Raw genomic sequence first — 13,539 nt, 5'->3', positions numbered from 1 at the left:
ATAGCGGCAATGTGCCGCTTGAACTGGCGGCCTAGAAAATGCCTTGGGTTTAAGACACCCTATGAAGTTTTTTTAGAAGACGCCAATACCCAAGGACTGGGTGTTGCACTTTGAACTTGAAACCGCGTGACCTTAAAGATGCCGTGCTGAACCTTTCACAGTTCACACTGTACCATCAGCCACAGGTAACTTCCGAGGGAAAAATAGTGGGAACAGAAGCCCTGTTGCGCTGGAATCACCCGCGCCGTGGTCTTGTGATGCCCGGCGACTTTATACCCATGGCAGAAGGCAATGGCATGATTGTGGTTATTGGCGACTGGGTTTTGCAGATGGCCTGCGCCCAGCTTGCCGTGTGGGCAGAAAACCCGCACCTGGCGCACCTGAGCATTGCAGTAAATGTGAGCGCGCGCCAGTTTTGCGAGCTTAATTTTGTGCAGTCGGTAACCGAAATTGTGCAGCAATATGATATTGCCCCCGGCAAGCTCAAGATAGAACTCACCGAAAGCCAGCTTACAGCCAATGTAAACGAAATTATCGGCAAGATGAACGAGCTGAAAAAACTCGGCATTACGTTTTCGCTCGATGATTTCGGCACAGGTTACTCATCTCTGGCTTTTTTAAAACGCCTGCCACTCGATCAGGTCAAAATAGACAAGTCCTTTGTTATGGATCTGCTGGACGACCCCAACGATGCCGCCATAGCAGGCACGATCATGACGCTGGCCAGCAGCCTTGGGCTTGAGGCCATCGCTGAAGGGGTGGAAACCAAGGAACAGATGGAATTTTTGCAAAACCTTGGCTGCCATATGTTTCAGGGCTATCTGTTCAGCCCGCCGCAGCCGGTTGAAGTATTTGAGAGCTACGCACTGGCCGCAGGGCAAAACATGCTGCAAGACCTTTTTGCCAGCCCTCCGCACGTTACCGGAAACTAGCCTGCCTGCGGCAAAAGGCCTGCCTCAAGGCTTTCTTGTCAGAGGATGCCCACCCGCAAAAAAGCAAGGGGCGCGAGGGGCTGTTCATCACCACAGGTGCGTTCACCCGTGATGCAATCAAGGAAGCCACCCGTGATGGTGCCTCACCTATTGATCTAATTGATGGGGAAGACCTTGTGGATATGCTCAAACAGCTTCGTCTTGGCGTTGAGGTTCGCATGGTTGAAGAGGTTGACGTGAATACAGCATGGTTTGAAAATATTTAACTCTTTTGCAGTTTCACCTGGCAATTGTGCGCAATTGCGTTCCGGCAGGCCATTGACACGATCCCAATGTGTCATTACCATTGTAACGCAAAACATTACAAGGAGTCTGTCATGGCCAACCTGCAAATACGCATTGATGATGCCCTTAAGTCCCAGGCCCAAGCCATTACTGCCGATTTGGGCATGGATGTGGCAACTGCGGTACGGATATTTCTCGCGCAGATGGTGCGGGAAAAGGCTTTGCCTTTTACCCCAAGTCTTGATCCTTTTTACAGCCAGCAGAACCAGGCGCATCTTGCGCGACTGGCTCAAGAAATGGATGCCAGTACAAACAGCACTTACCGCCAACTGATTGAGGACGCGCATGAAGCTCCTATGGCATGATGTGGCGTGGGATGATTATTTATATTGGCATACGCACGACAAACAGGCCGTCAAGCGCATCCACATGCTGATTAAAGACATTCAGCGAAACGGATATGTCGGCATAGGCAAGCCGGAACCTTTGAAAGCTAACCTCCAGGGTTGGTGGAGTCGCCGCATTGATGCTGAGCACAGACTCGTCTACCGCATTGTTGGCGATGTCTGTCAGATAATTCAATGCAAAGGCCATTATGAGAGTTGATTTTTATATTGGGATAAATACTTTTCCCAGAGCTAAAAAGATTTGTATCTCAATAATTTTTTAACGATATATTATTTCAGTAAGAAGACAGAAATTACTCTTTAAAACAACCAAGAAATCCCTGCCCAGCGTCATGCTGGACAGGGATTTCTCATTTCTGGAGGTATTTCATGAACCAATATCAATCAGAAAACATCACCGAATTGGCCAAGGCCTTGCTCAGCGTACAGCGAACCGTGCGCCCCATAGCCAAGGACGCTGAAAATCCTTTTACCAAAAGCTGGTACGCCAGCCTCAACAGCGTCATGGATGCCTGTCGTGATGCGCTCATCGAAAACGGCATCTGGCTGTGTCAGTATCCTGTGCCTGTGGAGCAGCCCAACTCGCTCGGGCTGGTTACCAAGCTGACACATGTTGAGTCGGGTCAATGGCAAAGTTCCTTGGCCGTGGTGCCTCTGCCCAAGGCCGACCCACAGGGAATGGGATCGGCAATAACATACGCTCGCCGCTACGCTCTAACCGCCATGTTGGGAATGGTAACTGAAGATGACGATGGCGAAGGGGCAAGAACTGGTCGGAAATCGGCATCTCGCCCGAAATTGCCCGTAAACAGTCATGAAATGAAAAAAGCGCATTTGCCCGGCACCAATGCCAAAAATAATTCTTCAGCCACCTCAAATCGACCGCCAGCAAGCCTTGAAAATCTCCCGTCGCTAGAAGGTGTCACCTACCAGCAAGTTACAGCCCAGGACGGACGTCCTTGCATCATTGCCACCGGCAACACGCAGGCCAAAAAGGAATTACTGGCCGGTTCGGGCTTCCGCTGGAACCCGCAGAGAAAATTGTGGTGGAAGTATGTTGATGCCGCATAGTGAAAATCAAAATACCGAGTGAGAGGGCTGCCTGATGGCGGCCCTTGCACGTTTATGGAGACTAAACCATGGAACAGAAGGACCGTTCAGAAGGATTACGGGCGTTAATCAGACAAGGCCTGCAAGCCGTTGCCCACAAAGACACACTTGCACACCTAGGCGACCGCTCCCGCTATGTGGGAATGAGCGACATTGGCCAGCACTGGGAATGCCCACGGGCGGCGTTGGCCAGAAAGGTGCTGCCCACTTCAACCAGTCTGGAGCGCCTGCTCACGCTTCAGCGCGGACACTGGTTCGAGTCCGGGGTTGGGCAAGCTCTGACATCACTGGGGCTGTATATGCTGCCCCAGCTTGAAATCAACTGGCAGCATCAGGGCGTGCCCATTAAAGCCCATCTTGATTTTGTGCTGGTCTGGGGCTCGCCCGTCAATGCCATTCGCATTCTGGAAGTTAAAAGCACCGACAAGCTACCCGGCACCCCGCACGATTCCCACCTGCTGCAACTGCACGGACAGATCGGCCTGCTGACAAAAGCATGGAGCAAGTCCGTCTTCAGCCTCCGTGCTGAGGACGGTACGCTTCTGCATGACAAAGTGACCTTCCCTCAACTTTGCCGTGCCCAATTTGGCCTTCAGCTGCCCGCAACGGCTGCCGAGGCAAGTATGGAGGCATGGTTGCTCTGCCTTTCCATGAAAGAGGTCAGGGCGTTTGGCCCCTATGGCTTCAACCAGGCCATGCTTGATACGACCCTTGGCCATGCGGCACAGCTTTGGGGCGAGCTTGCAGCATTCCGTGCCGGACACATAACTCTGGCACAGGTGAATTGTGCTCAGGGCTTTTACCCCTTGTGCTCGTACTGCGAATACAACGGTGACTGCCCCAAATTCCCACAGGGCGTGCAAATGCCCCAATGGGAACCAGCTCTGGAAAAGTTGGCTGCCCTCAAGGAGCAGCGCACTGCTTTAGAAAAGGAAATCAAAGAAATGGAAACGGTGCTTAAGCTTGTTCACCGCCAGGCTGGCACTCGGGATTGGGTAGACACGGGGAACTACCGCTTTCGCATGTCAGTGACAGCTGGTCGCACCACTTTGGACAAGGAGGCTCTGCGGGAGGAGTTAACCGAGATTTTTCATGCAGAGCATCTGGGTGACATCGACGTGGATACCTTGCTGGCCCGCTGTGAACGTACGGGCTCACCTTTCGAAAAATTGAGCATTTCGCCCATAAACTGGAGGACGGGCGGTCAACACTTCAACTCCAGCAGGGAAAGGAACAATATCATAACTTACTAGTCTGACTCCCGATATTTTCAAAAAACTTATAACAGGCACAGACCGTTGACCGACAGCAGGCTTATCCGTAATCTGTGAAAACGGAGGCATTATGTCGCTCACACTCGAAGAACTGGTCGAAACGGCCATAGAAAATCAGCGTATAATCCTTGAGCTTGAGCTGAAAAAAGGAGTTCCGCTGAACTACCTAGACGAAGACGGGCAGTATACCCTTCGCTATCCAGACGGACATACTGAAATAACGTCCATCACCGAAGCCCAACAGGTCGGGTAATGCCCAAGCTTTTGTGCATCTGTGGCCCAAATGGGGCAGGCAAGAGTACATTCTCAAGGACAATTGCCATGCGGGAAAACCTGCTGGTTATTGACCCAGATAAGCTTGCTGCAGAAGGGTTGTCCCCGATTGCCGCTGGTAAGGCTGCTGCTCGTATGGCTCGCCTTTTTCTGGAGGAGGGTGTTTCATTTGCGCGGGAGTCTACCCTTACCGCCAAGTTTGACTTTACTCTGATGGAAGAGGCAAAACAGCGGGGCTATGAAGTTGAGCTTGTATACATACGCCTTGCGTCAGAGGAACTTGCGCTAAAAAGAGTTGCAGCCCGCGCATCCCGTGGAGGGCATAGCGTTCCACCTCAGGATGTTGTCCGCCGTTTCAAACGCAGCCTTGAGAATTTGCCCAAGGCGATGGCTTTGGCGAACAAGGTGACGATCCTGGACAATTCCTTCTGTAATTACAAAAAGATATCCTGAAAGACTGATCCCATATTTCGAAGAGCCCGGTTCCCTAAAAAGGAGCCGGGCTCTTCTGCATTTAAGGAGTAGCGATTATGAACACCAGTTTGATCGAAGGGCTTAGTAACCTGCAGCCCACCGACCTTGACGCCGGTCAGGTCTTCAGCGGCAAGCCCTCCGGTACCACGGTCAGAGGCTACGCCGTTCCTTCGGCCTACACCCCAACCATTGACCACGACTATATTTTCCATGAGTCCAGCCGCGACGTTGTGGTCTGGTTTCTCAACCCGCAGGAACCGCTGTACATTTTCGGGCCTACAGGCTGCGGTAAAACGACATGCATCAAACAGCTGGCAGCCAGGCTTAACTACCCAGTATTTGAGGTCACCGGGCACGGGCGGCTGGAGTTTGCCGACCTGGTTGGTCACCTGACAGTAAAAAATGGCAGCATGACCTTCGAGTACGGCCCGCTTGCGCTTGCCATGCGTTACGGGGCGATACTTTTGCTGAACGAAATCGATCTGACCTCGCCAGAGATTTCCGCAGGCCTGAACAGCGTGCTGGACGGCTCACCCCTGTGCATAGCGGAAAAAGGCGGCGAATTAATTGTGCCGCACCCCATGTTCCGTCTGGTTGCCACGGCCAATACCAATGGCGGTGGCGATGACACCGGCCTCTACCAGGGAACGCAGCGGCAAAACCTCGCTTGGTTGGACCGCTTTACTATCTGCGAAGTTGGCTATCCATCTGCCGATGTGGAAAAAAGCCTACTTGCCCGGCGTTTCCCATCGCTGCCCAAATCGTTGTGCGCAACCATGGTGGACTACGCCAATGAGGTTCGCAAACTCTTCATGGGCGAGGCTACCACAAACAATCTGACCAACACCATAGAAGTAACATTCTCTACACGCAGCCTACTGCGCTGGGGGGATTTGACTGAGCGATTTCAGCCGCTGGCCCATCAGGGTATACAGCCAGTCACCTACGCCCTCGACCGGGCACTGGGCTTCCGAGCCAGCCGTGAAACCCGCGCCATGTTGCACGAGCTGGCTCAGCGCATGTTCCCACAACTGGTGGAAGTTGAATCCCCCAACACAGGAACGCCTGAAGCAGAAATTCTGCAAGGCGAGCAAGCCCTACGCTTCATGCGTGGCCATCTGCACCACACACCTACGGTGGCCAAGCCCCTCGTTCATCTTCAGGTAATCCACAACCTGTCTGGCAAAAAACAGGACGGCAAGTTTTGGATCGGCGAAGCTAGCCTTGTGGGCCTCACGCTAAAGTGGGGCAAGCCAGATACCGTTGGACAGCAGCACTTTATTCCCGCCGAAAACTGTGAAGGTAACAATTCCGTGATGGAGCTTGAAGCCCGCGCAGAAAAGAAAATCAAAGAAGGCTACTCCCTCAATACAACAAAAAGCTCATTCTAGGAGGCTACTATGGCACAACTTGTTTCTGACATCCGTATTCTTGATAACTTGCTGGCCCTCAACCTTAACGTCAGCTTGTGGTCGGCCCGTCGTAAAATGAGCCAAGAAGACCTGGGCGGCGCAGAACTGCCCCCTGAAGATTTGGCCTCGTTGGGCTCAAAGCGCATTGCCGACCCGGAGAACCTCAAGGTGTTCGGCACGCTCAAGGCCCGTGCCTTCAACTACCTTGACCGGCACGGGGTGCGGTTCATGTCCGGCTGGGCCATCCCCGAAGAAAAGGCCGGCGAGATCGTGCAGGAGCTGCTCAACATCCGCGCCGAATTCCAGAAAGAAAAGGAAACGTTTCTGGCTGGCTACGACCAAAATGTGCAGGCATGGATTGAGAAGCACCATCAATGGGGCGAAATTATCCGCAATTCCCTTGTGGGGCCTGATTACGTACGCGCCCGCATGGATTTCCGCTGGCAGTTGTACAAGGTGGCCCCGCTGGAGCAGCACCCGGACAACACCGCTGTGCTGGAAGCCGGGCTGGCGGAAGAGGTGCAGGGCCTCGGCGGCACACTGTTTGATGAGGTGGCCAAATCGGCTGACGATATATGGCGCAGGGTTTATCACGGCAAGACGGAGGTAACCCACAAGGCGCTTTCGCCGTTGCGTACCCTGCATGCCAAGCTCACGGGCTTGTCTTTTGTGGAGCCGCATGTGGCCCCGGTGGCTGACATCGTGCAGGCTGCACTGCTGCGCATGCCCAAGAAGGGTAACATCACAGGCACAGACCTGCTGCTGTTGCAGGGGCTGGTCTGCCTGCTCAAGGACAGTACGGCCCTTGTGGGCCACGCCCAGAAAGTAATTGAGGGCTACGGCCCGGCATTTGTGCTGGATGGGCTGCTGGCTGGTCCGGGAATCATTCACGAGCCGGACGGCCCTGCTGGACAGATGGATGGCACCGTGGACGGGAATATGGATGATGAGCCCATTCTGCCTGATATTCCTGTGGCTGACAGCGCATTATCGCATCCTGCCATACCCAGCCTGGGCCTGTGGTGATGCCATGATACGCACAAAAGACGTTCTCAACTGTCTGCCCCTTGTGGCATCTATCCTTGGCGATCGCTATGGAGTGCAGGTTCGTATCGGCGGCAAGGAGGCCTGCACCAACGGTAAGGTTATTCACTTGCCCGCGTTGCCTATGGATTGTGAGCCGGAATTGCTGGCACTGGCCAAGGGATTCTGCGATCACGAGGCTGCTCATATACGGCACACAGATTTCAGCGTGCTGAAAGCTGCAAAGCTTGATCCAGTGACCTTCAATTTGTTCAACTGCCTTGAGGACTGGCGTGTTGAAAAGAAGCTGTCAGGCGTTTTCCCTGGCTGCCGGAAAAACCTGAACTGGTTGATACGACGATTCTTTGTAGAGCAAGCACAGCCAAGGGCCGGGGACGATTCCCCGGCCCTTGCTGTTTTGGACTATGTGCTTCTGACGGTGCGGGCTTGGAATGTGGATGAGGTGACCCTGGCACGCCAACACGCCGCAAGCATCGTGGAGCAGCACTTCCCCAGCTTGCTAGGGGCTCTGGATGCCATCTTGGTCAAGGTTTACATCCATTGCCCGGATACTGCGGCAGCAGTCGAATATGCTCGACAAATTGCCATATGTGTCAGGCAGTGGGAACCACCTCAGCCAACAGCAACCAGCGAAGGCACGAATAAGAAGGGTCAGGGAGCCACACCAAGGGCGACAGGGGAAGCCAACGATTCTGCCACACAAATCAACCAGCAATCTGAACCGGTCCAACCGTCGAGTGCTTTACCGCTCAAGGCCCTTTTTCATGCGGAAGTGCAGGATTTACCCCAGCAACTCGGAGAAATCATGGCGATTGAGCTTGCTAATAGCAGCACAGAATCCGCTGGTGACGCATTGACCGTGTCCGTGGAAGGCACCCGACATGCAGCCCCCTTGCCAGCAGAGCAGAAGCTACAAGCGTTACAGGCCAGCATTGCGCTGCGTACACGCCTTCAGGGTTTCTTGCAGGCGCAAACGCAAAGGCGATGCAGCATTGGGCGCAAGGGCACACTGCACGCCAATTCGCTACACCGTCTGCAGGTTGGTAATGTTCGTGTTTTCCAAAAAGAGTCTGTGCAACTGGGCCTCAATACGGCTGTCCATATTCTACTGGACGTAAGCGGCAGCATGGCTGGCGCACCGATTAATCTTGCCAATCGAGCCTGTTTTGCCGTGGCAACTGCGCTGAGCCATATTCGTGGCGTGAATCCAGCGGTTACGGCTTTCCCCGCTACGACGGTCACAAACTCTGTATTCCCCATCATGCGGCATGGGCACACGGTGCCAGATCTGTTCAACATTCAGGCTTCTGGCGGTACACCCCTGGCTGGAGCCTTGTGGTGGGTTTTGCAAACCATGCTGCCTCTCAAAGAGCAGCGCAAGATGATTTTAGTTATCACTGACGGCATGCCGGACAACCCGCTCGCTGCAAACAATGCCATAGGGGTGGCCCAACAACTCGGCTTTGAAGTTTATGGACTTGGCATCAGAGATGAGCACATCACGCACCTGCTGTCGCATACCAGCAAGGTGGTCAACAACTTGCCCGACCTGGTGCCTGCCATGTTTGCCATGCTGCAGGCGGCATTGCTTAAAGGCGGTGCTGTATGATGGTCCCCCTTGATTTTGGACCTTGGTACAAAACGGGAATATTTCGTTTCTTCTTACTAAACAAAAAGCGGCGCATCCAGCGTTGCTAAACGCAAGGAGGGTAAATGAACTACCTAGGCTGGATTCCGGTCGTTATAGCTGTGCTTCAAGCCATTAAGGATAATTGGGATGACTAGTCGGTACTGGGCTAGCAAATAGGAGCAGGGAAATGAACAGTAAATGGGCATTTATAGGCGGCATGTTAGCTGGCATCGCAGGAGTATTCACTGCGGCGGCGGTATCGGTGGAATTGGAAAATCGAAAAGACGGCAGATGCAATGCTGAAGAAGAATCGGAAAAGCTGGCCTTGTCTGAAAGCGAAGGCAGGTAAAAATCACAGTTGATTCTTGGGCAAGGAAACGGGGGATTCCCGCTTCCTTGCCCTTGCTATACTTTTATTTTTCGACTGAAGTATAGGTCAAGTCGCAACATACGCGTTCCACAAACGAATTGCAGCAGATTCGCTGACAGACCACTGGAGTGGACAGTTGCCGCATTCACAAACATAGCGGTAAATATCGTGGGTTCTCCCCTCCGGTCTTGAGGCCTCACGCTGAGGAATTTTGCCACACTTGGAACATGGCCGCATGAGAGGGAGGTATTTCTTGTTGCTCATGTATGGAAGATAGGCGTAGTTTACAGTGCGTGTAAACCCCTAATGGCGTGAAAGTCCATATACATTGTTTACTATCCATTCCCACCATTTTTCATAAGCCGTGTGGGGAATGGTGTGGGGAGAAAGAAAAAGGGCTTACGGCGGTTAGCCATAAGCCCTTAAAATATATGGTGGGTCGTGCGGGGATCGAACCTGCGACTCTCTGCTTAAAAGGCAGATACTCTACCTGCTGAGTTAACGACCCATTGAGACGCGCACTATATATACTGGTGTTTTACCTGTCAAGTGACAAAATGCGTATCTGACGCGCCGTGATATGTCAGGCTGTAATCGCCCAGTTTTCTTGTTGTTTTTGTATGTTACGCTTGGCGATATGCCCAGCTTCTGGCAGCCCCGCTGGCCATATGGCGTTGGTTGCCCTTGCTAGCCCTTTTTTTCCTGCTTGGCCCAGGTGTCGCGCAGCGTCGCCGTGCGGTTGAAGACCGGGCGGGCATCGGTGCTGTCCTTATCCTTGCAGAAATACCCGAGGCGCTCGAACTGAACCTTGTCGCTCACGGGCAGGCTCGCCAGGGCAGGCTCCAGCAGACCTTCGACAACAGTGAGGGAATGCGGGTTGATATGGTCCAGAAATGTCTGGCCTTCAGAAGTCGCATTGGGATTTTCAGCGGCAAAGAGTTGGTCGTACAGGCGCACTTCCGCCGGGATGGCGTGCTGGGCCGACACCCAGTGGATGGTGCCCTTGACCTTGCGGCCGTCCGGGCTTTGGCCGCCGCGGCTTTCGGGGTCATACACGCAACGCAGTTCGATCACGTTGCCAGCGTCGTCCAGAATGGCCTCGCGGCAGGTGATGAAGTAGGCATAGCGCAGGCGCACCTCCGCGCCGGGGGCCAGACGGTGGTATTTCTTGGGCGGCTCCATGCGAAAATCATCCCGCTCAATGTACAGTTCGCGCGAGAAGGGCACCTTGCGGCTGCCGTAGCTTTCATCCTCCGGGTGGTAGGGCATGTCGAACTCTTCCACCTGGCCTTCGGGATAGTTTTCAATGACAACCTTGATGGGATCAAGCACGGCCATGACGCGCGCTGCATGGCCGTTGAGGTGTTCACGCACGCAGAATTCCAGCATGGAGTATTCCACGGTGGAGTCGGCCCGCGCCATGCCAATGCGGGAGCAGAACTCGCGCAGGGCTTCGGCGGGCACGCCCCGGCGGCGCAGGCCGCAGAGCGTGGGCATGCGGGGATCGTCCCAGCCGCGAACATGCCCTTCCTTCACAAGCTGGATGAGCTTGCGCTTGGAAAGGACGGTGTAGGTGACGTTGAGACGGGCGAATTCAATCTGCTGCGGGCGGTATGCGCCAAGCGTTTCCAGCACCCAGTCGTACAACTCGCGATTGTTGATGAACTCCAGCGTGCAGAGCGAATGGGTGATGCCCTCGATGGAGTCCGACAGGCAGTGCGTGTAGTCGTACATGGGGTAGATGCACCACGTGTCGCCCGTGCGGTGGTGCGAGGCATGGCGGATGCGGTACAGCGTGGGGTCGCGCATGACAAGATTGGGCGAAGTCATGTCAATCTTGGCGCGCAGCACGCGCTCGCCATCGGCAAATTCACCCGCGCGCATGCGGCGGAACAGGTCGAGATTTTCTTCAACGCTGCGGTTGCGCCAGGGGCTTTCGCGGCCCGGCTCGGTCAGCGTGCCCCGGTACTCACGGATTTCTTCCGCCGAAAGATCGTCAACATAGGCCTTGCCCATTGTGATGAGCTGTTCGGCGTAGGCGTAGAGCTGCTCAAAATAATTGGAGGCGTAAAATTCCCTGTCCTGCCAGTCGCCGCCAAGCCAGCGCACGTCTTCGCGAATGGAGTCGACGTATTCCTGCTCTTCTTTTGTGGGATTGGTGTCGTCAAAGCGCAGGTTGCACAATCCGCTGAATTCTTTGGCAACGCCAAAGTTCAGGCAGATGGATTTGGCGTGCCCAAGGTGCAGATAGCCGTTAGGCTCGGGAGGAAAGCGCGTATGAACCCTGCCGTTATAGCGGCCTGTGGCATTGTCTTCAATGATACGGGCACGAATGAAGTCCACGCCGGGCTTGCTGGCGGTGTCCGCTGCCGTGCCGGCGGCGTTGGTGCAGTGGGTGTCGGCGGTGGGGGTCATGTTTTTTGTCTCGGGGGCCATGATGCGCTCCATTACTTCCTGGCGATAATGTAAACTGCAAAACTACGCCAAGCCGGGGCAGGGGTCAATCGTGCGCATGCGGCCCGCCGGGGCGTTACAGGGCGGTCGCAGCCTGATTTTCAGGGATGCCGCTTCGGCCGCTGGCGACCCGTGGTTGTGACAGCCACGGGTCGCCACGCCTGGCCGTGGGCAAAAGAACAAAAATCTCCGCACGCTTGACAGCCATGTCAACCTGGGCTAGCTTGCACTTCTGCATTCGGGGCGTACTGCGCCCTAACGCGGAGAGGTGTCCGAGTCGGCCGAAGGAGCTCGCCTGCTAAGCGAGTATACGGGCTTAAACCTGTATCGAGAGTTCAAATCTCTCCCTCTCCGCCACATAGCTAATGGCAACGGCGAGTTACTGAACAAGTAGCTCGCCGTTTTTGCGTCTGAAAAGGGTATATTTTTAGCGAGTACATGGCCGTGTGCATGCCGCTGTCCATACGTTGGCTCAAACCGCTGCGAAAAAAGCGCGCATTGCAGCAGAGCTATCAAATCTCAAGGATAGTTGTGTACGGGGCCGAGCGCTCTATTGTGAAAGAAAAGAAAAAGGAATGCCAACAAGCAGTTTGAAGTCTCGTTCAGACTGAAAGGCGTTGCGGTAGGTCCAGCTGGGGTCGTCGGTACCGTTGATATATTCGGTATAGTGAAATTTGACGAAAGCGCCTTTGAGGGGGCCGTCTGGACGCACGTAGCCGATGTCGCCCGTGACAGCCCACTCACTCAAACGCCCGTCAACGCCATAACCCCGGCCATCGAAGCCCACAGCAGCCCCAGCCCCCACGTAGAAGCCCTGCCAGGGCAAGAGGTCGTCAAGCGCGCGCTGTGCCCCAGCGAAAAAAGCTTTTTCATTGTCCGCGTTCCAATCCGAGCGGGCATCCCACCACACGTCATAGGCTCCCTTGGATGAGCCATTTCTGTCCGTGAGGCGGTAGGCAAACTGTCCCTGCTGTACGGCCGAAGAAGTTGGAGCGCTCGTATAGGTTCCTTCCAGGCGTAAGGTCCAGGGGGCTGTTTCCAGTTTGGCGAAAGCGAAGTGCTGCACGGCCAGGCCGTCGAAATTGTCGTTGGTAGACGTGCCGGAATCGTCACTGTCGGCCATGGCATAGAGGTGGTAGCCAACAGTCAGCACGCCCAGAGATGTCGGCGTGGCGTAAGAGCTTTTAAGATGGGCGTTTTTGAGATGACCTAGAGATTCGCCGTAGGCGGCTTCCAAGGTGAGGCCCCAGTCAAAGGCGTAGCGTGCGCCCAAGCTCCACAACCAGGGCACGCGGCCCTCGCCGTCGTTTTTCTTAAAAGAATAAAGATCCGTGTACCAGGGGGCTTTGTACGCGTCGGCCCAGGCCGCAGCCAGGGAAAAACCACCCACGTCCAGCCCTGCGTTCATCCCTCTGTATGTGCCGGGCATAATGGACCAGTTGACCCCCAGCACACCCGGTCCCTCGGGCTGGTACAAGCCGGCGCGAGTCCAAAAATTGCCGAGCTTGGCCTTGACTACGGCCTTGTATATGGAGGAGCCGTCCTTGGTTGAGGTTTTACTCCAGTCGGGATGCCAAGGGTTGGACCAAGGCACAAAGCCCATTTCGTGATCCACAGCACCGGAATTGAAAAGATCGTGCGATCCGAACACGCCAAAATCCGCCCCCAAAACGCCGCCCGCGAAACCGGAATTGAACTCCACGTTACCCTGAAGTGAGCTGTGGTTCAGGTTTTCCTCGTAGGTTTCAGTCTTTACGTCGTAGCGCTTGCGGTCACGCCGAAAGTAATACACGCCGCCCTTGATTTCCGCGCCTTCAAAAAATCCCCAACCAGTCTTCATGTCCAGTCGTGATTCTTGACCTGCCGTAGCCGGG

The 13,539-nt window shown here is 54.6% G+C and carries 15 protein-coding genes and 2 tRNA genes; 13 read left to right on the top strand and 4 right to left on the bottom strand.

What is annotated here, in order from left to right; translation table 11 throughout:
• Positions 1-110: 110 nt before the first annotated feature.
• The 12 genes from BCS36_RS08735 to BCS36_RS08680 all read left to right on the top strand — a co-directional run bounded on the left by BCS36_RS08735 (position 111) and on the right by BCS36_RS08680 (position 9,190).
• A complete protein-coding gene (locus BCS36_RS08735; protein WP_192113924.1) occupies positions 111-932 on the top strand; it encodes a bifunctional diguanylate cyclase/phosphodiesterase in 822 nt (273 codons plus the stop codon).
• Between the two features lie 35 nt (positions 933-967).
• On the top strand, positions 968-1,198 hold the full coding sequence (locus BCS36_RS08730; RefSeq protein WP_225530105.1) for a restriction endonuclease: 231 nt from the start codon (positions 968-970) through the stop codon (positions 1,196-1,198).
• A gap of 111 nt (positions 1,199-1,309) precedes the next feature.
• Positions 1,310-1,582 carry a type II toxin-antitoxin system RelB/DinJ family antitoxin gene (locus BCS36_RS08725; protein WP_192113925.1) on the top strand — a complete coding sequence of 91 codons (273 nt, stop codon included), beginning with the start codon at positions 1,310-1,312 and terminating at the stop codon, positions 1,580-1,582.
• Positions 1,563-1,823, top strand: coding sequence for a Txe/YoeB family addiction module toxin (locus BCS36_RS08720; protein WP_072311508.1), 261 nt, complete (start codon positions 1,563-1,565; stop codon positions 1,821-1,823). The genes BCS36_RS08725 and BCS36_RS08720 overlap by 20 nt, the downstream gene beginning before the upstream one ends.
• A 170-nt stretch (positions 1,824-1,993) precedes the next feature.
• The gene (locus BCS36_RS08715) at positions 1,994-2,695 is read left to right on the top strand and encodes an ERF family protein (RefSeq protein ID WP_291302515.1); all 702 of its coding nucleotides are present in this window, start codon (positions 1,994-1,996) and stop codon (positions 2,693-2,695) included.
• A 182-nt stretch (positions 2,696-2,877) separates the two neighbouring features.
• On the top strand, positions 2,878-3,987 hold the full coding sequence (locus BCS36_RS08710; RefSeq protein ID WP_291302514.1) for a hypothetical protein: 1,110 nt from the start codon (positions 2,878-2,880) through the stop codon (positions 3,985-3,987).
• Positions 3,988-4,078: 91 nt separating this feature from the next.
• Entirely contained in the window at positions 4,079-4,261 is a 183-nt protein-coding gene (locus BCS36_RS08705) for a hypothetical protein (RefSeq protein ID WP_291302513.1), read from the top strand.
• The gene (locus BCS36_RS08700; protein WP_291302512.1) at positions 4,261-4,734 is read left to right on the top strand and encodes a zeta toxin family protein; all 474 of its coding nucleotides are present in this window, start codon (positions 4,261-4,263) and stop codon (positions 4,732-4,734) included. Before BCS36_RS08705 ends, BCS36_RS08700 begins: the two co-directional genes overlap by 1 nt.
• A 77-nt stretch (positions 4,735-4,811) precedes the next feature.
• A complete protein-coding gene (locus BCS36_RS08695) occupies positions 4,812-6,146 on the top strand; it encodes an AAA family ATPase (RefSeq protein ID WP_291302511.1) in 1,335 nt (444 codons plus the stop codon).
• Between the two features lie 9 nt (positions 6,147-6,155).
• Positions 6,156-7,193, top strand: a complete 1,038-nt coding sequence (locus BCS36_RS08690; protein WP_291302510.1) for a DUF3150 domain-containing protein — start codon at positions 6,156-6,158, stop codon at positions 7,191-7,193.
• 4 nt (positions 7,194-7,197) lie between these two features.
• Entirely contained in the window at positions 7,198-8,820 is a 1,623-nt protein-coding gene (locus BCS36_RS08685; RefSeq protein ID WP_291302509.1) for a VWA domain-containing protein, read from the top strand.
• Between the two features lie 208 nt (positions 8,821-9,028).
• A complete protein-coding gene (locus BCS36_RS08680; protein WP_291302508.1) occupies positions 9,029-9,190 on the top strand; it encodes a hypothetical protein in 162 nt (53 codons plus the stop codon).
• A 453-nt stretch (positions 9,191-9,643) separates the two neighbouring features.
• Here the strand turns inward: BCS36_RS08680 and BCS36_RS08675 are convergent.
• From BCS36_RS08675 to BCS36_RS08665, 3 genes are all read right to left on the bottom strand, one after another.
• Positions 9,644-9,719 (bottom strand) — tRNA-Lys (locus BCS36_RS08675).
• A 179-nt stretch (positions 9,720-9,898) separates the two neighbouring features.
• Positions 9,899-11,647 (bottom strand): glutamine--tRNA ligase/YqeY domain fusion protein, encoded by a 1,749-nt coding sequence (locus BCS36_RS08670; RefSeq protein ID WP_291302507.1) that lies wholly within the window; start codon positions 11,645-11,647, stop codon positions 9,899-9,901.
• A 94-nt stretch (positions 11,648-11,741) separates the two neighbouring features.
• Positions 11,742-11,873, bottom strand: coding sequence for a hypothetical protein (locus tag BCS36_RS08665; protein ID WP_291302506.1), 132 nt, complete (start codon positions 11,871-11,873; stop codon positions 11,742-11,744).
• A 54-nt stretch (positions 11,874-11,927) separates the two neighbouring features.
• Between BCS36_RS08665 and BCS36_RS08660 the strand changes: the two genes are divergently transcribed.
• Positions 11,928-12,022: transfer RNA gene (locus tag BCS36_RS08660), tRNA-Ser, on the top strand.
• A 193-nt stretch (positions 12,023-12,215) separates the two neighbouring features.
• Here the strand turns inward: BCS36_RS08660 and BCS36_RS08655 are convergent.
• Positions 12,216-13,505 carry a hypothetical protein gene (locus tag BCS36_RS08655; protein ID WP_291302505.1) on the bottom strand — a complete coding sequence of 430 codons (1,290 nt, stop codon included), beginning with the start codon at positions 13,503-13,505 and terminating at the stop codon, positions 12,216-12,218.
• Between the last annotated feature and the right edge of the window lie 34 nt (positions 13,506-13,539).

The organism is Desulfovibrio sp. MES5 (assembly GCF_002237645.1).
GTDB lineage: Bacteria > Desulfobacterota > Desulfovibrionia > Desulfovibrionales > Desulfovibrionaceae > Desulfovibrio.
The sequence above is the reverse complement of the archived record's forward strand: the minus strand, read 5'-3'. Positions and strand labels throughout refer to the sequence as shown.

What these genes read in the sequence shown, in the direction of transcription:
- BCS36_RS08670 (WP_291302507.1), bottom strand. Translation starts at nt 11,647, where the DNA reads ATGGCCCCCGAGACAAAAAACATGACCCCCACCGCCGACACCCACTGC.
- BCS36_RS08685 (WP_291302509.1), top strand. Translation starts at nt 7,198, where the DNA reads ATGATACGCACAAAAGACGTTCTCAACTGTCTGCCCCTTGTGGCATCT.
- BCS36_RS08715 (WP_291302515.1), top strand. Translation starts at nt 1,994, where the DNA reads ATGAACCAATATCAATCAGAAAACATCACCGAATTGGCCAAGGCCTTG.
- BCS36_RS08705 (WP_291302513.1), top strand. Translation starts at nt 4,079, where the DNA reads ATGTCGCTCACACTCGAAGAACTGGTCGAAACGGCCATAGAAAATCAG.
- BCS36_RS08695 (WP_291302511.1), top strand. Translation starts at nt 4,812, where the DNA reads ATGAACACCAGTTTGATCGAAGGGCTTAGTAACCTGCAGCCCACCGAC.
- BCS36_RS08720 (WP_072311508.1), top strand. Translation starts at nt 1,563, where the DNA reads ATGAAGCTCCTATGGCATGATGTGGCGTGGGATGATTATTTATATTGG.
- BCS36_RS08700 (WP_291302512.1), top strand. Translation starts at nt 4,261, where the DNA reads ATGCCCAAGCTTTTGTGCATCTGTGGCCCAAATGGGGCAGGCAAGAGT.
- BCS36_RS08725 (WP_192113925.1), top strand. Translation starts at nt 1,310, where the DNA reads ATGGCCAACCTGCAAATACGCATTGATGATGCCCTTAAGTCCCAGGCC.
- BCS36_RS08690 (WP_291302510.1), top strand. Translation starts at nt 6,156, where the DNA reads ATGGCACAACTTGTTTCTGACATCCGTATTCTTGATAACTTGCTGGCC.
- BCS36_RS08710 (WP_291302514.1), top strand. Translation starts at nt 2,878, where the DNA reads ATGAGCGACATTGGCCAGCACTGGGAATGCCCACGGGCGGCGTTGGCC.
- BCS36_RS08680 (WP_291302508.1), top strand. Translation starts at nt 9,029, where the DNA reads ATGAACAGTAAATGGGCATTTATAGGCGGCATGTTAGCTGGCATCGCA.
- BCS36_RS08665 (WP_291302506.1), bottom strand. Translation starts at nt 11,873, where the DNA reads ATGGCTGTCAAGCGTGCGGAGATTTTTGTTCTTTTGCCCACGGCCAGG.
- BCS36_RS08655 (WP_291302505.1), bottom strand. Translation starts at nt 13,505, where the DNA reads ATGAAGACTGGTTGGGGATTTTTTGAAGGCGCGGAAATCAAGGGCGGC.